At 61.4% G+C, this 17350-nt stretch carries 21 protein-coding genes; 16 read left to right on the top strand and 5 right to left on the bottom strand.

Annotated elements, in window-relative coordinates:
• The first annotated feature begins 49 nt into the window (after positions 1-49).
• The 5 genes from modA to C0058_RS15485 all read left to right on the top strand — a co-directional run bounded on the left by modA (position 50) and on the right by C0058_RS15485 (position 4485).
• A complete protein-coding gene (modA, locus tag C0058_RS15505) occupies positions 50-817 on the top strand; it encodes a molybdate ABC transporter substrate-binding protein (protein WP_102369007.1) in 768 nt (255 codons plus the stop codon).
• Entirely contained in the window at positions 818-1498 is a 681-nt protein-coding gene (gene modB / locus C0058_RS15500) for a molybdate ABC transporter permease subunit (RefSeq protein WP_102369006.1), read from the top strand.
• A 5-nt stretch (positions 1499-1503) separates the two neighbouring features.
• Positions 1504-2583: a molybdenum ABC transporter ATP-binding protein gene (gene modC, locus C0058_RS15495; protein WP_102370268.1), complete on the top strand. Its 1080-nt coding sequence runs from the start codon at positions 1504-1506 to the stop codon at positions 2581-2583.
• A 91-nt stretch (positions 2584-2674) separates the two neighbouring features.
• A complete protein-coding gene (locus C0058_RS15490) occupies positions 2675-3703 on the top strand; it encodes a DNA topoisomerase IB (protein WP_102369005.1) in 1029 nt (342 codons plus the stop codon).
• Between the two features lie 77 nt (positions 3704-3780).
• Positions 3781-4485 (top strand): YoaK family protein, encoded by a 705-nt coding sequence (locus C0058_RS15485; protein WP_003212598.1) that lies wholly within the window; start codon positions 3781-3783, stop codon positions 4483-4485.
• Positions 4486-4626: 141 nt separating this feature from the next.
• Here the strand turns inward: C0058_RS15485 and C0058_RS15480 are convergent, their stop codons facing one another.
• Positions 4627-4980 carry a hypothetical protein gene (locus tag C0058_RS15480; protein WP_087693907.1) on the bottom strand — a complete coding sequence of 118 codons (354 nt, stop codon included), beginning with the start codon at positions 4978-4980 and terminating at the stop codon, positions 4627-4629.
• A 109-nt stretch (positions 4981-5089) separates the two neighbouring features.
• On the opposite strand from C0058_RS15480, the gene C0058_RS15475 reads away from it, so the two are divergent.
• Entirely contained in the window at positions 5090-5350 is a 261-nt protein-coding gene (locus tag C0058_RS15475) for a hypothetical protein (protein ID WP_003212600.1), read from the top strand.
• Between the two features lie 152 nt (positions 5351-5502).
• On the opposite strand, the gene C0058_RS15470 is transcribed toward C0058_RS15475, so the two are convergent.
• The 3 genes from C0058_RS15470 to C0058_RS15460 form a co-directional block, all read right to left on the bottom strand.
• A complete protein-coding gene (locus C0058_RS15470) occupies positions 5503-5814 on the bottom strand; it encodes an AzlD domain-containing protein (RefSeq protein WP_008432487.1) in 312 nt (103 codons plus the stop codon).
• Complete coding sequence (locus C0058_RS15465) at positions 5811-6506, bottom strand: AzlC family ABC transporter permease (protein ID WP_003212602.1); 696 nt, start codon at positions 6504-6506, stop codon at positions 5811-5813. Before C0058_RS15465 ends, C0058_RS15470 begins: the two co-directional genes overlap by 4 nt.
• 72 nt (positions 6507-6578) lie before the next feature.
• The gene (locus C0058_RS15460) at positions 6579-6794 is read right to left on the bottom strand and encodes a hypothetical protein (RefSeq protein ID WP_003212603.1); all 216 of its coding nucleotides are present in this window, start codon (positions 6792-6794) and stop codon (positions 6579-6581) included.
• 177 nt (positions 6795-6971) lie between these two features.
• Between C0058_RS15460 and C0058_RS15455 the strand changes: the two genes are divergently transcribed.
• The 10 genes from C0058_RS15455 (at position 6972) to C0058_RS15405 (ending at position 16378) form a co-directional block, all read left to right on the top strand.
• Positions 6972-7328 carry a metalloregulator ArsR/SmtB family transcription factor gene (locus C0058_RS15455; protein ID WP_003212604.1) on the top strand — a complete coding sequence of 119 codons (357 nt, stop codon included), beginning with the start codon at positions 6972-6974 and terminating at the stop codon, positions 7326-7328.
• A gap of 18 nt (positions 7329-7346) precedes the next feature.
• Positions 7347-8630, top strand: coding sequence for an arsenic transporter (locus C0058_RS15450; RefSeq protein ID WP_003212605.1), 1284 nt, complete (start codon positions 7347-7349; stop codon positions 8628-8630).
• Positions 8631-8643: 13 nt separating this feature from the next.
• Positions 8644-9114, top strand: coding sequence for an arsenate reductase ArsC (locus C0058_RS15445; protein ID WP_087693911.1), 471 nt, complete (start codon positions 8644-8646; stop codon positions 9112-9114).
• Positions 9115-9194: 80 nt separating this feature from the next.
• On the top strand, positions 9195-9986 hold the full coding sequence (locus tag C0058_RS15440; RefSeq protein ID WP_174717782.1) for an AraC family transcriptional regulator: 792 nt from the start codon (positions 9195-9197) through the stop codon (positions 9984-9986).
• Between the two features lie 74 nt (positions 9987-10060).
• Positions 10061-10672, top strand: a complete 612-nt coding sequence (locus tag C0058_RS15435; RefSeq protein WP_003212608.1) for a LysE family transporter — start codon at positions 10061-10063, stop codon at positions 10670-10672.
• An 861-nt stretch (positions 10673-11533) separates the two neighbouring features.
• Positions 11534-11827 carry a hypothetical protein gene (locus C0058_RS33060; protein ID WP_003219143.1) on the top strand — a complete coding sequence of 98 codons (294 nt, stop codon included), beginning with the start codon at positions 11534-11536 and terminating at the stop codon, positions 11825-11827.
• A gap of 246 nt (positions 11828-12073) precedes the next feature.
• On the top strand, positions 12074-14788 hold the full coding sequence (gene mgtA / locus C0058_RS15420; RefSeq protein WP_008435039.1) for a magnesium-translocating P-type ATPase: 2715 nt from the start codon (positions 12074-12076) through the stop codon (positions 14786-14788).
• Between the two features lie 59 nt (positions 14789-14847).
• Positions 14848-15051, top strand: a complete 204-nt coding sequence (locus C0058_RS15415; RefSeq protein WP_256579611.1) for a hypothetical protein — start codon at positions 14848-14850, stop codon at positions 15049-15051.
• Between the two features lie 31 nt (positions 15052-15082).
• Positions 15083-15430 (top strand): DUF2493 domain-containing protein, encoded by a 348-nt coding sequence (locus C0058_RS15410; protein ID WP_003217865.1) that lies wholly within the window; start codon positions 15083-15085, stop codon positions 15428-15430.
• A gap of 144 nt (positions 15431-15574) precedes the next feature.
• Positions 15575-16378, top strand: a complete 804-nt coding sequence (locus tag C0058_RS15405; protein ID WP_102369001.1) for a hypothetical protein — start codon at positions 15575-15577, stop codon at positions 16376-16378.
• A 174-nt stretch (positions 16379-16552) separates the two neighbouring features.
• Here C0058_RS15405 and C0058_RS15400 read toward each other — a convergent pair whose 3' ends face one another.
• A complete protein-coding gene (locus C0058_RS15400; RefSeq protein WP_102369000.1) occupies positions 16553-17272 on the bottom strand; it encodes a tellurite resistance TerB family protein in 720 nt (239 codons plus the stop codon).
• Between the last annotated feature and the right edge of the window lie 78 nt (positions 17273-17350).

Here is a 17350-nt window from a genome sequence, read left to right as displayed (position 1 = left end):
CGGTAGCCCCCCTCTGCCTAACAAGCCGCAAACCCCAAGGAGCTTCTTGATGATGATTCGCGCCTCACGCCTGGCCCCCACGGCCCTCGCTACCCTGATCGCCGCGTTTGCCTTCTCCTCGGCGAATGCCGATGAAGTACAGGTGGCCGTGGCTGCCAACTTCACCGCACCGATCCAGGCGATTGCCGCCGACTTTGAAAAAGATACGGGCCATAAACTGGTCGCTGCCTACGGCGCTACCGGCCAGTTCTACACCCAGATCAAGAACGGCGCGCCGTTTGAAGTGTTCCTCAGCGCCGACGACACCACCCCGCAGAAGCTCGAAGCCGAAGGTGACACCGTCAAGGGCTCGCGCTTCACCTACGCGATCGGCACCCTGGCGCTATGGTCGGCCAAGGAAGGCTACGTCGATGCCAAGGGCGAAGTGCTGAAGAAAAACCAGTTCCAGCACCTGTCCATCGCCAACCCGAAAGCCGCGCCTTATGGCCTGGCCGCCACCCAGGTGCTGGCGAAGGAAGGCCTGACCGAGAAGGTCAAGGACAAGCTCGTTGAAGGCCAGAACATCACCCAGGCCTATCAGTTCGTCTCCACCGGCAACGCCGAACTGGGTTTTGTAGCGCTGTCGCAGATCTACAAGGACGGCAAAGTCACCAGCGGTTCGGCCTGGATCGTACCGTCTTCGATGCATGACCCGATCAAGCAGGACGCGGTAATCCTCAACAAGGGCAAGGACAGCGCCGCCGCCAAGGCCCTGGTTGAATACCTGAAAGGTCCGAAAGCCGCCGCGGTGATCAAGTCCTACGGTTACGAGCTGTAAATGCCGCTGTCGAGTGCCGATTTTTCCGCGATCTGGTTGACCCTGAAACTGGCATCGCTGACCACGGTCATCCTGCTGATCATCGGCACTCCGATAGCCCTCTGGCTGTCGCGCACCCGCTCGTGGTGGCGCGGCCCCATTGGCGCGGTGGTGGCCTTGCCGTTGGTGTTGCCACCCACGGTGATCGGCTTCTACCTGCTGCTGATTATGGGCCCCAACGGCTACTTCGGCCAGTTCACCCAATGGCTGGGCCTGGGCACCCTGACCTTCAGCTTCGCCGGGCTGGTGATTGGCTCGGTGATCTATTCGATGCCGTTTGTGGTGCAGCCGTTGCAAAACGCCTTCTCCGCTATTGGCACTCGCCCGCTGGAAGTGGCCGCGACCTTGCGGGCCAATCCCTGGGACACCTTTTTCACGGTGATCCTGCCCCTGGCGCGCCCGGGGTTTATCACCGCGTCGATTCTCGGTTTTGCCCACACCGTCGGCGAGTTCGGCGTGGTACTGATGATCGGCGGCAATATTCCCAACAAGACCCGGGTCGTCTCGGTGCAGATCTACGACCACGTCGAAGCCATGGAATATGCCCAGGCCCACTGGCTGGCCGGGTCCATGGTGGTGTTTTCTTTCCTGGTGTTGCTGGCGCTCTACTCCAGCCGTAAAACCAAGGCGGGCTGGAGCTGATGTCGATGATCGAGGTACGCCTGCAACTGAAGTATTCCGGGTTTGCCCTGGATGTCGACCTGCAACTGCCCGGTCGCGGGGTGACGGCGCTGTACGGCCACTCCGGCTCCGGCAAGACCACCTGCCTGCGTTGCATCGCCGGGCTGGAGCGGGCTGAAGAGGGTTTCGTGCAGATCAACGACGAGGTCTGGCAAGACAGCCGCAAAGGATTGTTCGTGCCACCCCACAAACGCGCCCTGGGCTACGTGTTTCAAGAAGCCAGCCTGTTCCCGCATTTGTCGGTGCTGGCCAACCTGGAGTTCGGCCTCAAGCGCATCCCGCGCCAGCAACGCCGGGTGGAGATGAGCCACGCCACCGAACTATTGGGCATCGGCCACCTGCTGGAGCGCCATCCGCAGCACCTTTCCGGCGGTGAGCGCCAGCGCATCGGCATCGCCCGCGCCCTGCTCACCAGCCCGAGCCTGTTGCTGATGGATGAACCGTTGGCCGCGCTGGACAGCAAACGCAAAAGCGAGATCCTGCCGTATCTCGAACGCCTGCATGACGAACTGGAGATTCCGGTGCTGTACGTCAGCCATGCCCAGGACGAAGTGGCGCGCCTGGCTGATCACATCGTGTTGCTCAGCGACGGCAAGGCCCTGGCCAGCGGTCCTATCGGCGAAACCCTGGCCCGGCTGGACCTGCCCATGGCCCTGGGCGACGACGCCGGTGTGGTGATCAACGGCACCGTCAGCGCCTACGACGCGCACTACCAGTTGCTCACCCTGCAATTGCCCGCGAGCCAATTGCAGATGCGCGTGGCCCATGCACCATTGGCGCTGGGCAAACAGTTGCGTTTCAAGATCCAGGCGCGGGACGTCAGCTTGAGCCTGCAGGCCGAGGAACACAGCAGCATCCTCAATCGCCTGCCGGTGACGGTGACCCAGGAAATCCCGGCGGACAACGCAGCCCACGTGCTGGTAAGCCTGGACGCCGCCGGCACGCCGCTGCTGGCGCGCATCACCCGTTACTCGCGGGACCAGTTGCAGCTGCATCCCGGCCAGACGCTGTGGGCGCAAATCAAGGCGGTGGCGGTACTGGCCTGACTGCCCGACAGCTGCTACGGGGGAGCAAACTTGTTGGCACGACCGCAAAACCCTGCGGTCAATCAGAAATACCTGCCAAGGAATTTGCGCCATGCCCGATCCTGCGTTGCTTGCCGACCTGCCCCGCGACCTGCATTACGTCGACGATACCCAGCCCGGGATCTCCCGCAAAAAGCTGCGGGGCAAATTCCAATACTTCAAGGCCGACGGCACACGCATAACCGATGCCGACGAAATCAAACGCATCAACGCACTGGCAGTGCCGCCGGCCTATACCGATGTGTGGATCTGCGCCGACCCGCGCGGCCATCTGCAGGCCACCGGGCGGGATGCCCGGGGGCGCAAGCAGTACCGCTACCACCCGCGCTGGCGCGAGGTGCGCGACACCGACAAGTATTCCCGGCTGCAACAGTTCGGCAGCGCGCTGCCCAAGTTGCGCAAACAGTTGGAAGCACAGATCGAGGCGCCAGGGTTCAATCGGGAAAAGGTCCTGGCCACGGTGGTGCTGCTGCTCGACGCCACCCTGATCCGCGTCGGCAATACCCAATATGCCCGCGACAACCGCTCCTACGGCCTGACCACCCTGCGCACCCGCCATGTGGACATCAAGGGCAGCGAGATCCTGTTCCAGTTTCGTGGCAAGAGCGGCATCGAGCACCAGATCAGCGTCAAGGACCGGCGCCTGGCCACGGTGATCAAGCGTTGCCTGGAGTTGCCGGGGCAGAACCTGTTCCAGTACCTGGACGAGAACGGCGAGCGCCATACCGTCAGTTCCACCGATGTGAATGCCTACCTGCACACCCTGACCGGCGCGGATTTTACCGCCAAGGACTACCGCACCTGGGCCGGCAGCGCCCTGGCGCTGGCAGTGCTGCGCGAGCTTGAGTGGCAGCCGGAATCCGACGCCAGGAAACATGTGGTGGAGATGGTCAAGAACGTTGCCAAGCAACTGGGCAACACGCCGGCGGTGTGTCGCAAGTGCTACATCCACCCGGCGGTGCTGGAGCATTTCAGCCTGGGCGAACTGGCGAAACTGCCCAAGCCCCGAGTGCGCAAAGGCTTGAAGGCCGAGGAAGTCGGGCTGGCGATGTTTCTGGAGCAACTGGCCGAACGCCTGTAAGTGCGCCAAGTCATTGCAGCGGAGCACGAAGCGCCCTACGGTAGTGGCCGGATAATCTCACCGAGGAACCCGGCCCCATGCTGCCTTCATCCCTGAAGCCCTACACCAACGCCGCCTTGCTGCATCGCCACAAATGGCGCGGGCGTGTCGGGTTGCTGCTGGTGGCCAGCCTTTCCGTGCTGGCGGGCATGACCGATGCGATTGGTTTCATGGCCAGCGGGGATTTTGTGTCGTTCATGAGCGGCAACACCACGCGCCTCGCCGTGGCGATCAGCGAAGGCGACCTGGGCCTTACCGGGCGCCTGACGTTGCTGGTGGCGACGTTTATCGCCGGGAATGCGCTGGGCGTGATGGTCAGCCGCGTCAGCCGGCGCCACGCCCTGCCCTTGTTGCTGTGCATCGCCACCCTGCTGTGCGGGGCTGCGGCCTGGCCGTTTGCCGATCAATTGCCGGCGTTGCTGGCAGCGATCATCGCCATGGGCATGCTGAATGCCGCCGTCGAAGAAGTGAACGGGTTGCCCGTGGGGCTTACCTATGTCACCGGGGCGCTGTCACGCTTTGGTCGCGGACTGGGCCGCTGGATGCTCGGTGAACGCCGCAACGGCTGGCGCGTGCAACTGATCCCGTGGGCCGGGATGTTTGTGGGTGCGGTGATCGGTGCGTTGCTGGAGCACCACATGGGGATTCGTGCGCTGCTGGTCAGCGGGGTGCTGTCGGCGCTGTTGGGGCTGGTGTCGCTGAAGATTCCGCGGCGCTGGCACCTGGGGTACATGCCCCGCTAGAAAACAGTTGCCCTCCCGACGCTCCGGCCTCGACATCCCTGTACCGGTAAAGAGCCGTCACGCCGGGTGAGCGGGAAAATACTAAAACAATGCCTGCGGGACTGTCCGCAGGGCATTTCTGAACTTTTCTAACGGAATGGATTACAGGCAGGTCGCCAGCGCCGCCAGGCGGCGCTTGGCCGGATAGTCATCCTGGGCCGCGTAATAGTTGACGGAGGCGCCGGCGCCGGCACTGCGCACGTCGACAAAATAGTCACCTGCCGTGGTGTAGATGGTGAAGCCACCAGCCTGTGCAGGCTCCATGAAACCACCGGCATCCACCCCGAACACCGCTTCATCCTGCCAGCCGAACTGGATGCACTGGGCAACCACCAGCGGAGCCTTGTCCGAGGCCAGGGTTTTGTAGGGCGCGCCGGTACGCGCCTCTTTCATCTTCGAGCCCGCGCAACCGGCCAGCGATGCCAGGACCAAAGCGCCAATTACCACCATCCGCATACCGAAGCTTCCTTGGAAAAAACGCGACTGTACCATTAGCAGGCGACACCGAAGGATTATTGCGTCACCCTGCCGCCTACTTACGAACCCGCTTTTACCCGGAAACCCCATGACACCCAATGCCGAGCGCTACAACCCCTCCACCGACTACGCCGACAAGCTGATCAGCCGCATCGGCCAGACGCCTTCGTGGATCGCCAAACGCATCGGCGTGACCGACAAGCGCATCCGCTACATCCTTGACGGCGAGCGCACCGTGAAGGGCGAAAGCACCCCGATCCAGATGACCTACACCGAGCAATTTGCCCTGGAATGCCTGGCGGCCGAGGCGAAAGCCAACAAGAAAGCCGCCGCCCCGGTTATCGAATAGCTGACAGATTCATGAACTTTGTTTCACTGTGAAGGAAGGCCTCGCCGCCTATAGTCGGCAGGCTCATTTTTAAGAAGTCTCCCTTCCAGCCTGCCCTCCCGCAGGCTTTTTTTTGCCTTGGTTTTGCTCCCCCCGTAGCAGGAGTTTGTTGGTCAGAGCAGCCAGCGGAACAGATAGAACAGCGCCATGCTCAGCAACACGGTGATCAGCACGCTACGGGTCCAGAACATCAACGCCACGGCGCTGATTCCGGCCAGCAGGTAGGGGTTGCCCACACTCAGGTTGAGCTTGTGATCAGCCAGGAAAATGATCGGGCCGCAGATGGCGGTGAGCATCCCCGGTACGGCAAACCCGAGAAACTCCCGCGCCCCGCGATTGAGGCGCACCGGCAGGCGCGGCTCGAGAAACAGGTAGCGGTTGAGAAACACGATCAAACCCATGCCAAAAATCATCACGAAGATCATTGCTGCCCTACTCCCAGCCGCTTGCAGGCAAACCCTGCGCTCATCCCCAACACACCGGACACCACCACCGCCGATTCCCAGTGCAGGTAGCTCAGCCAAACCGAGCACAGCAACGACACGGCTACGCAGACGATGGTCGGCACGTCGCGCACTACCGGGGTGATCAGGGCGATAAAGGTCGCTGCGATCGAGAATTCCAGGCCCAGTTGATCCAGCCCGGGAATGCTTTTGCCGAGCACGATGCCGGCGAAGGTAAAGACGTTCCAGATGATATAGAACGTCAGGCCGACGCCCAGGGCGTACCAGCGATTGAAGGTCTGGCGGTCGTACTGGCTGACCAGGGCGAAGAATTCGTCGGTCAGCAAAAAGCCCAGGCTCATGCGCCACCTTGGCTTGAGCGGCGACAGCGTGGGACGCATGTGCATGCCGTAGAGCAAATGCTGGGAGGTCAGCAGCAAGGTGGTCAGCAGGATCGAAATCAGGCTGGCGCCGCTCTTGACCATACCGATGGCCACCAATTGTGCGGCACCGGCAAACACGATGGTCGACAGCCCCTGGGCTTCCAGCGGCGTGAATTGGGCATCAATTGCAGTCGAACCGGCCAGCAATCCCCACGGCGCACACGCCAGGGACAATGGAATGATCGCAATCGCGCCACGGGAAAAGGCATTCAGAGGCAGAGCGTTAGGCATACACAACAAGCTCATCGACAGTCAGTCGACAAGCATGCCAGCGGTATCAGGGATTGTCTTGAACGATCGTGCTCAAGCCAGTTTGACCGACACCCGCTCCACCGCGTCCCGGGCTTCGCGCAGTTCGTGGGCGTCCTGGTTGAGCCGGTGGATGGTATTGAGCAGGCGCTGGCGCAGCACTTCATCGCTGAGCTTTTCGACGGCGCGCATCAGGTCAAACGCCGCGGTTTCGTTATTGTCCGCGACGGAATCCAGGGTCTTGCGCAGGTTGCGAGTGGCACGGGTCACACGTTTTCTTCCTTCATCACCAATGGGCAGGCACTTTAGGACATTTGTGTTTCAGTTTAATTTCAACCACTTGTCATCGATTGTCGGGCACTTGACGCAGGTCAATCGAAACAAGGTTTGACTAATATATATGGAAATCCGTATATTCGTATTTCCATATGTATCAAGGCACTGACCATGTCAGATCTTTTCTCCCCGCCCAACGTCTTCAAATGCCTGGCCGACGCCACCCGCGCCAGGCTGACGTTGTTGATCCTGCGTGAAGGCGAACTTTGCGTGTGCGAATTGATCCATGCTCTGGACGACAGCCAGCCGAAAATCTCCCGCCACCTGGCGCAACTGCGCAGTTGCGGGTTGCTGCTGGACCGTCGCCAGGGCCAGTGGATTTATTACCGCCTCAACCCGGCCTTGCCGGAGTGGGTGACGGCAGTGCTCGACACCACCCTGCAAGCCAACCAAGCCTGGTTAAAAACAGACGCCCAGCGTCTGGAAACCATGGGTGACCGACCACAACGGGCCAGCGCCTGCTGCTGATCCTGCGGAGAGCTTTTCATGCTTGTTGCCGTTGCTATCTTTCTGTTCACCATCATTTTGGTCATCTGGCAGCCCAAGGGCCTGGGCGTGGGCTGGAGCGCCACGATGGGTGCGATCCTGGCCCTGGCCTGTGGGGTTATCAGCCTGGCCGACATCCCGGTGGTGTGGCACATCATCTGGAACGCCACCGGGACCTTTGTCGCGTTGATCGTCATCAGCCTGCTGCTGGATGAGGCGGGCTTCTTTGCCTGGGCTGCCTTGCATGTGGCGCGCTGGGGCCGTGGGCGCGGTCGGCGACTGTTCGCGTACATGGTGCTGCTGGGCGCGCTGGTATCGGCTTTGTTCGCCAACGACGGCGCGGCGCTGATCCTCACGCCCATCGTGATGTCGATGCTGTTGGCGTTGCGCTTTTCCCCGGCAGCCACCCTGGCGTTCGTCATGGGCGCCGGGTTTATCGCCGACACCGCGAGCCTGCCGCTGGTAGTCTCCAACCTGGTGAACATCGTCTCGGCCGACTATTTCAAGATCGGCTTCAACGAATACGCCGCAGTGATGGTGCCGGTGAACCTGGTGAGCGTCGCCGCGACTCTCGCCGTATTGCTATGGTTTTTCCGCCGGGACATTCCGCAAACCTACGACCCGGCCGACCTCGACGACCCTGCCAGTGCGATCCACGACCGCGCCACCTTCCGCGCCGGCTGGTGGGTGCTGGGCATCCTGCTGGTGGGCTGCTTTGCCCTGGAACCGCTGGGTATTCCCATCAGCGCAATTTCTGCCGCCTGCGCCATATTACTGCTGGTGATCGCCGCCAAGGGCCACAAAATCTCCACCCGCAAGGTGCTGAAGGAAGCGCCCTGGCAGATCGTGATTTTCTCCCTGGGCATGTACCTGGTGGTCTACGGCCTGCGTAACGCCGGGCTGACCGACTACCTCGCGACCTGGCTCGACACCTTCGCAAGCTATGGCGTATGGGGCGCGGCCTTGGGCACCGGTGTACTCACCGCGCTGCTGTCTTCGGCGATGAACAACCTGCCAACCGTGCTGATCGGCGCGCTCTCCATCGAGGCCAGCCACGCCGTGGGCGTGGTCAAGGACGCGATGATCTACGCCAACGTGATCGGCAGCGACCTCGGCCCCAAAATCACCCCTATCGGCAGCCTGGCGACCTTGCTCTGGCTGCACATCCTGGCACGCAAAGGCATCACCATCACCTGGGGTTACTACTTCAAGGTCGGGATCGTGCTGACCCTGCCGGTACTGTTGATCACCCTCGCCGCCCTGGCCTTGCGCCTGAGTTTCTGACGGAGTTCGCTTGATGAAAGTCCTGTTCATGTGCACCGCCAACAGCTGCCGCAGCATTCTCTCGGAAGCCTTGTTCAACCATCTGGCGCCGGACGGTTTCCAGGCCATCAGCTCCGGGAGCTTCCCCAAGGGCCAGGTGCTGCCACGCAGCCTGACCACGCTGAAAGCCGCCGGCATCAGCACCGAAGGCTTGTACAGCAAGGGCAACGACGCCTTTGAAGGCAGCCCGCCAGACATCGTCGTCACCGTATGCGACAAGGCTGCTGGAGAAGCTTGCCCGGTGTATTTCGGCCCGGCCATGAAGGCACATTGGGGGTTGGAGGACCCGTCGGATGTTCAAGGCGATGAAGCCCAGGTCGACGCCGCGTTCCGCGCCACCCTGGAAATCATTGAACGGCGCTGCCGGGCTTTTTTCGAGATTCCGTTCGCCAGCCTCAGTCCCATCGAAATCAAGGCCGAGCTTGATCGCATCGCCACGCCGTAACCGAAGAGCCGGGCGAGTAGTCGATCTGAAGCCCTTTTCCGGCGTATGCTCGCGGGCAACGGTCACAGCGAGCCCCCTCAATGAGTTCCATGCAGCACGCCTGGCTGGGCAACTACGAAGTCAGCAGCACCACCTGCACCGGCCTGACATTTGCCCGCCACAGCCATGATGAATGCGTGATCGGCGTCAACCTGCTCGGCGAGGAACAGGTGTGGCTGGATCGTCGCACCTTCGAGGCCGGCCCAGGCAGCATCACCCTGTACAACCCGGGGCAGATTCAAGGCGGCGGCGCGGCCGAAGGGCAGCCGTGGCGGTTTGTCAGCTTGTATGCGACTGCCGAGCAATTGGCGGCTGATCTGGGTCTGGCGCACCTGGAGTTCGACCGTTCGCTGTGCTTCCAGCCGGCGTTGGCGATGAAACTCGCCGGGGCGATTGAAGGTGCGTTGAGTGCCGATCCGCTGGCCCGTGAGCTGAGTGAGGAAGCCCTGGTGGTGCTGCTCGGCGAAGTCGTCGGTTGCAGCGGCGTCCGCTTGCCTGGCAGCACTGCGGTGGGACGCGGGTTGGTGATCAAGGCCCAGGAATTGCTGGCTGAAAACCTGCACCAGGCGGTGGCACTCGAGACCCTTGGTGACGAGTTGGGCCTGTCGAAATTCCATCTGCTGCGGGCTTTTCAGAAAGAAACCGGGCTGAGTCCACGCCAGTGGGCGATGCAACTGCGTACCCGGCGCGCCAAGGGGCTGTTGCGCTCAGGCGTTGCGGCGTCGCAGGTTGCCCATGCCTTGGGGTTTGCTGACCAGAGCCATCTGAATCGGCATTTCCGGGCGGCCTACGGGATCACACCGGGGCGCTATCAACGCGTGCTCAAGGGCTGAAAAGCGCAATCTGGTTCAAGACGACTTACACACCCTTCCCTAAAATGCCGGCCATCACTTGAAGGAAGGCAGGCATGTTGACGATCTTTTTTTCGGCGCTGGTGTTTGGGTTTGTGTTTTGCCTGTCGCCGGGGGCGGTGCTGGCGGAGACGCTGCGCCGTGGGCTGCTGCATGGGTTTACCCCTGCGCTGTTGGTGCAGATCGGTTCGCTGGTGGGCGATGCCGTGTGGGCGGTGATCGGGCTTACGGGCATGGCGTTGTTGATCCAGCATGAGTCGGTGCGGGTGCCGCTGACGGCCGTTTGTGGGCTGTATCTGGCCTGGCTCGGGATTCGCAGCCTGATGGATGCCTGGCGCTTGCCAGAGGCCGGGAGTGCGCCGGCCAGGTCCGGGCAGAATGCGCTGGTGGTGGGGGCGGCGATTTCCCTGGCCAATCCGAAGAACATTGTCTATTGGGGGGCGCTGGGGAGTGCGTTATCGGGGATAGTCGGGGCGGCGCCTAGCCATGGGCAGACGTTGATGTTTTTTGCGGGGTTTATGCTGGCTTCGGTGTTGTCGTGTTTTTTGATTGCGGGGTTGGTCAATTTGCTGCGGCGGAATGCTTCGCCCATGTGGCAGAGGGTTAGCTATGGGGCTTGTGGGGTGGTGCTGCTGTATTTGGCGATTTTGGCGTTGCGGGGGATTTGAGGGGGCATATCCGTTATTTGGGTAACGGCGGCCTTTGGTTCCGCTCTTACAGCGGCTCACTTTGGAAAAGCCGGAATGCCGGCCCAGCCCAAAGTGGGCAAAGGGCTCCGCAATACCTGCGTTCGGCCTCGGGCTTATTGGGGCAGTCAGATCAAGATCAAAAGCAAGAGCACGGCGGCCTGAAAGCCGACCTGAGTGTTAAAAGCAAAAGCAAAGACCAGAGCGAAAACAGATCTGCTTTCTGTGGGAGCGGGCTTGCTCGCGAAAAACCTGAGAGCGCCGCGTTCATCCAGAATACCCACGTCATCGTTAACGACCTTCGCGAGCAAGCCCGCTCCCACATTTGAACCGTGCCCGCTTTAGCTTTTGATTTTGCTCTTCAACACTCAAGCCGGCCGGTAGGCCGCTGTGCTCTTGCTGTTGATCTTGGGCGCCCCGTTAAACCACGCTGGCCGAACGCAGGCTTTGGAACCCCGCGATAAGTTATCCGGCTATTGTTACTTCACCTACCTTCCACACACCGGCCACTTATCAATAAGCACACTTGATATTGCAACTTCCCCCAACCTTCTATCTGAACAAACTCTGAACCAGTAACAATTTAAGTCATTAAACGTTGACATCCGGTAACTGCCTGAGTAAATTCCCCGTGCCTGCAACTCAGGGCCATTTTTCAACCTCACAAAAGAAGCCAATGGACACAGTATCTAGTCGTTGTCCGATCACCGTGAATGCGGCGAATCGGGCGCCAAACCCAGAAAAAATGACGGGACTCGCCTTTCCGGCCGAGTAAGCTGCGCTAGAGCCTGACGCTCCAACGTAACTGCCTCACCGGATGCCAGTCCGGTCCCGAGGTGTGTTATGACCTTTCAACTGATTGTTTTACCTGATCTGCGTACGCTGGCTAACGCCCTGCGTGCCAAATTGTGCCGCGAGCCCGTAGGCTTCTCCCCTACCCGCAGCACCTTTGTGACCTCATCCCCCCGCGTGTGCCCGACTCCCCGAGCACACTGGCGTATCTGCCCCACCACCGGCCACCTGGTCCAGCAATGGGATCACGCCGACCCTCAAGACCCACAGAGACGGGACGTTTCCAGCCTGGTCGCGCAAGCGAGCCTGATGCTGAGCCTCTACGTGGACGCTCGCGCGGCATAAGCCAGCTGGAAACAGCAACTTCCTGATTATCCGTTGATTGATTAGCTGGAGTTCTCTATGGACGAAGCCAGTAGTAGCCCGCTGCGCGCTAGTTAACTAACGCGCTGTTAGCGGGCCTGTAGAAAGTTACCCAACACTTTATTTAAACCGATCGCGAAGTCAGCGACTCGGCATGCTTTCGCTCGCCTGTCATCAGGTAAGTACCGGGTATGTTTTGTCGAAAAATTGGCGACAGGAGTACACACAATGAGCGCAGTAAAAAACCCGAAACTGCACAAGAAAAACGGCACGGATACCGACACCAAGCTGTCGATGCGTGCCGCCCGCGAAGCCCAGAACGGCCTCTCGGCAACCCTCGCCAATGTCCGGGCAACCAAGGATGGCCTGACCGAACTGGATGCCTCTGCTCGCCTGCAACGTGAAGGCTACAACGAGGTGGCCCACGACAAGCCGCCTCACGCCATCGTGCAATTCCTCCAGGCCCTGAACAACCCGTTCATCTATGTGCTGCTGACCCTCGGCGCCATCAGTTTCTTCACTGACTACTGGCTGCCACTGCAGGCCGGTGAAGAAGCCGACCTGACCAAGGTCATCATTATCATGACCATGGTCATGCTCAGCAGCCTGCTGCGCTTCTGGCAGGAGCATCGTTCGGCCAAGTCCGCCGAGGCCTTGAAGGCCATGGTGCGCACCACCGCCACGGTGTTGCGTCGCGAGCAAGTGGGCTCCAAGCCGACCCTGCGGGAAGTGCCGATGCGCGACCTGGTGGCCGGCGATATCGTGCAACTGTCTGCCGGCGACATGATCCCGGCCGACATCCGCCTGATCGAGTCCCGTGACCTGTTCATCAGCCAGGCCGTGCTGACCGGCGAAGCCTTGCCGGTAGAGAAGTACGACACCCTCGGGGATGTGACGCAAAAATCCGCCACGTCCACGGCGGCCGACCAGGGCAACCTGCTGGACCTGCCGAACATCTGTTTCATGGGCACCAACGTGGTCAGCGGCCGGGCGAAAGCCGTGGTGGTTGCCACCGGCCCGCGCACCTACTTTGGCTCCCTGGCGAAGGCGATTGTCGGCTCCCGGGTGCAAACCGCATTTGACCGCGGGGTGAACAGCGTCAGCTGGCTGTTGATCCGCTTCATGCTGGTAATGACGCCGATCGTGTTCTTCCTCAACGGCTTCTCCAAGGGTGACTGGAGCGACGCGTTGCTGTTCGCCCTGGCAGTGGCGGTAGGCCTCACCCCGGAAATGCTGCCGATGATCGTCAGCGCCAACCTGGCCAAGGGTGCAACCGCCATGGCCAAGCGCAAGGTGGTGGTCAAGCGCCTCAACGCGATCCAGAACTTCGGTTCGATGGACGTGCTGTGCACCGACAAGACCGGCACTTTGACCCAGGACAAGATCATCCTCGAGCACCACGTCAACGCCTTTGGCAACCGTGATGATTCGGTGCTGACCCTCGCCTGGCTCAACAGCCATCACCAGAGCGGCATGAAGAACCTGATGGACCAGGCGGTCGTACAGTTCTCCGAGCAGAATCCGAAGTTCCAGGTGCCGTTTGCCTACAGCAAGGTGGATGAGTTGCCGTTCGACTTTATTCGCCGTCGCCTGTCGATCGTGGTCAAGGACGCGCAAAACGATCACCTGCTGGTGTGCAAGGGTGCGGTCGAGGAGATGCTGAGCATTTCCACCCACGTGATGGAAGGCGACGTGGCCGTCGAGCTGGATGATCGGCGTCGCAACGAGTTGCTGTCGATTGCCCAGGACTACAACGAGGACGGCTTCCGGGTGCTGGTGCTGGCCACCCGCAACATTCCCCAGGCACTCGCCCGCAAGCAGTACACCACGGCCGATGAGCGCAACCTGGTGATCCGTGGCTTCCTGACCTTCCTTGATCCACCAAAGGAAACCGCTGGCCCGGCGATCGCTGCCCTGCGCGAAATTGGCGTGGCGGTCAAAGTGCTCACCGGCGACAACGCCATCGTCACCAGCAAGATCTGCCGCCAGGTCGGCCTGGAGCCAGGCGTACCGTTGCTGGGGACGGAAATCGAAGCGATGGACGACGCCACCCTCAAGCTGCGGGTCGAGGAGCGCACGGTGTTCGCCAAGCTGACGCCGCTGCAGAAGTCGCGGGTGCTCAAGACCTTGCAGTCCAACGGCCATACCGTGGGCTTCCTCGGCGACGGCATCAACGACGCTCCGGCCTTGCGGGATGCCGACGTGGGCATCTCGGTGGACAGCGCGACGGACATTGCCAAGGAATCCGCCGACATCATCCTGCTGGAAAAGAGCCTGATGGTGCTGGAAGAAGGCGTGCTGAAAGGCCGCGAGACCTTCGGCAATATCATGAAGTACCTGAACATGACCGCCAGTTCCAACTTCGGCAACGTGTTCTCGGTGCTGGTGGCCAGTGCGTTCATCCCGTTCCTGCCAATGCTGTCGATCCACCTGCTGCTGCAAAACCTGATGTACGACATCTCCCAGCTGGCCTTGCCGTGGGACAAGATGGACAAGGAATACCTGGCCAAGCCACGCAAGTGGGACGCGAAAAACATTGGCCGCTTCATGATCTGGATCGGGCCGACCTCGTCGATCTTCGACATGACCACCTTTGCCCTGATGTGGTACGTGTTCTCGGCCAACAGCGTGGAAATGCAGACCCTGTTCCAGTCTGGCTGGTTCATCGAGGGGCTGCTCTCGCAAACCCTGGTGGTGCACATGCTGCGCACCCGCAAGATCCCGTTCTTCCAGAGCAACGCCGCATGGCCGGTGATGATGATGACCTGCATCGTGATCGGGCTGGGCATCTACGTACCGTTCTCGCCGCTGGGCGCGATGGTTGGCCTGGAGCCGCTGCCACTTGCGTACTTCCCATGGCTGGTGGGCACCCTGGTCGCCTACTGCTGCGTGGCACAACTGATGAAAACCCTCTACATCCGCCGCTTCAAGCAGTGGTACTGATCAACCGCCCCTGAAAGCGCTGGCTATCGGTAGATAGCCAGCGCACGCGGAGACAGACAATGAACACACTTATGAGCTACCTCGACAACGCTGCTCGCGCGCTGCTGGTGTTCGCCCTCGCCCAGGCGGCCAAGGCGGTGATGGTGCTGGGCGTACGGCTGTACGTGCGCAACGTGCTCAGCGCCGTGGAAATGCGCTTCATGCTGGGTTTTTCCAGCAGCTTGAACAGTACGTGCATCCGCTTGCTGCGCCCGCGTCGATAAATGGCAATACGCACTACAAGGAAAGATCACCATGCGCGTCTTGATCTGTGCAGGTCGTCATTACGCCGATACAAAAATGTCCCGCCAGGTGCTGGACGCCTACCACCGCCTGCGCCCGGTGCAGGTGTTGATCCACGGTGGCAGCCAGTTCCTGGGCAGCGACGTGGAAGACTGGGCCCGGGAAACCGGAGTGGATGTGGTGCGTTACCCACCCAACTGGCAACGCCATGGCAAGCAGGCCGAACGCCATCGCAACCAGTTCATGCTCACCGACAGCCGGCCCGACGTGATCATCGCGCTGCCCGGTGGCGACGACACCTCGGAACTGGTGAGCCAGGCCAGGGCCAGTGGCATCCATGTGCTGACTGTAGACAGCTGAATCAACCCTTATTGGAGTATCCAGGCATGAACGAAGAACCCCGTTGTAGCGGTACCCCGTTGCACACTTTTTTCTATTTGAAACACGGCGCGTCCCTGCCAAGTCCGGTCGGGGCGCGCCACCGGCTGTTGATCGAGGTTCACCATGTACAAGAAACACACCCCTGACGGTTTCGCCAAATACCGCAACCGCACCACCCACGTTACCTTCCATCCCCTGCCCGCCTCCAAGCTTCGGGCAGTGCGGCGCAACCTGATTTTCGTCGGTGTGACCGCGGGCATCGTGCTGGTGCTCAGCCTGATGTCGAATGCCCATGCGGCCGGCGGCTCCTACGTGGTCGATGACGGCGCAATCAACGCCCCGGGCGAATGCAATGTCGACGCCTGGTTCACCGCCAACCGGCACGCTGGCTCAACCCACAGTGAAACCCTGGCGCCGGCCTGCACCTCCGCTGCCATTGCGTGGTTGCAGTGGACTGCCGCCGTGTCCCGGGCCAACCATGATGGCGACGGCGAAACCCAAGTGAATCCGCAGCTCAAGGCGCAGTTGTGGGCCCGGGAAGACCTGGGCCTGGAACTGGCCGCGTCTGCCGGCGTACATTACGCGCTGAACCGCCGGCACTCGTTTGATGGCGCGGACTTGAATGTGCCGTTTACCTGGCAGCCCATGGAGGCCCTGCGGCTTAACTTCAACGCCGGCTGGAGCCACGCCTATAACGACGGCGACCAGACCCATCGGCCGACCTGGGGCACCGGGTTTGAATACAGCCTGATGGACTCACTGACACTGATCGCCGAACGCTACGGCCAACAAGGCGGTGACCAGGCCTGGCAAGCCGGGCCGAGGATGCATATCGGCAAGAATGTGGACGTGGACCTGGTGGTAGGACGCAGTTTGATCGGGGATCAGCATCAATGGCTCACGACGGGGGCCACACTGCGGTTCTAACCCGCAGACGATGATCCCAGTGGCGAGGGAGCTTGCTGTGGCGAGGGAGCTTGCTCCCGCTGGAGTGCGAAGCGCTCCCAAAATTTCCGGGGCCGCTACGCAGCCCAGCGGGAGCAAGCTCCCTCGCCACAGCAAGCTCCCTCGCCACAGGCTTGGTATGACCGTAATAGCGATTTAAACCTGCCCCTTGGCCTGCTGCTCCAGGTGCACCTGCAACGCAGGATCAATCTTCAACTGCGCCGCCAGCTCATCCAGATAATTGCGCTCCGCGTCCCGCTGGTCATCCACCAGCAGCACACTGACCAGGTACACCTCCGACGCCACCGCCGGATCGCCGGAAAACTCGGCAAAATCCGCCGCATTCAGCGGTTTGGCCACCTCGGCATCCAGCCACGCCTGCAATTGCGGATCATCGGTGTGCTTGCCGATCTCGGCCGAGATCATCTGTTGCTCCCGCTCATCAATCTCGCCATCCGCCTTGGCTGCCGCGATCAATGCACGCAGCACGGCGTGGCTGTGTTCTTCGACCTGCGCGCCAGACAACTGGTCAACCGTCTGCAACGCCTGCTGCGGCGCCGACGCCTGTTGCCGCTGCCAGGCCTGATACGCCTGGAACGCCATCATCCCCAACGACGCCAGCGCCGCGTAGTTGGTGCCGCCGGTGCGCCCCTGAGGCGCCGCACGGGTTCCGCCGAGCATGCCGCCCAGGCCACCGAGCAAGCCACCAAGGCCGCCACCGCCGGAAGCCGAAGCAGCGCTGCCGCCCAGCAAACCGCCAAGCAAGCCGCCCAAACCACCGAGCCCGCCCTGAGACCCGGGTGCAGCGCCGCCCTGCTGGCTGGACGAGGCCTGGCCCGCCCGCAGCAATTGTTCCAGTAGATCGCCGGTATTCATGGTGTCACCCTCCCAGGGCGCAGAGTTCCAGATCAACAACAATAGCTGCGCTGCGCGAGAACACCATGACCGCCCGGC

Source organism: Pseudomonas sp. NC02 (genome assembly GCF_002874965.1).
GTDB lineage: Bacteria > Pseudomonadota > Gammaproteobacteria > Pseudomonadales > Pseudomonadaceae > Aquipseudomonas.
This window is presented reverse-complemented; position numbering and strand designations above follow the sequence as displayed.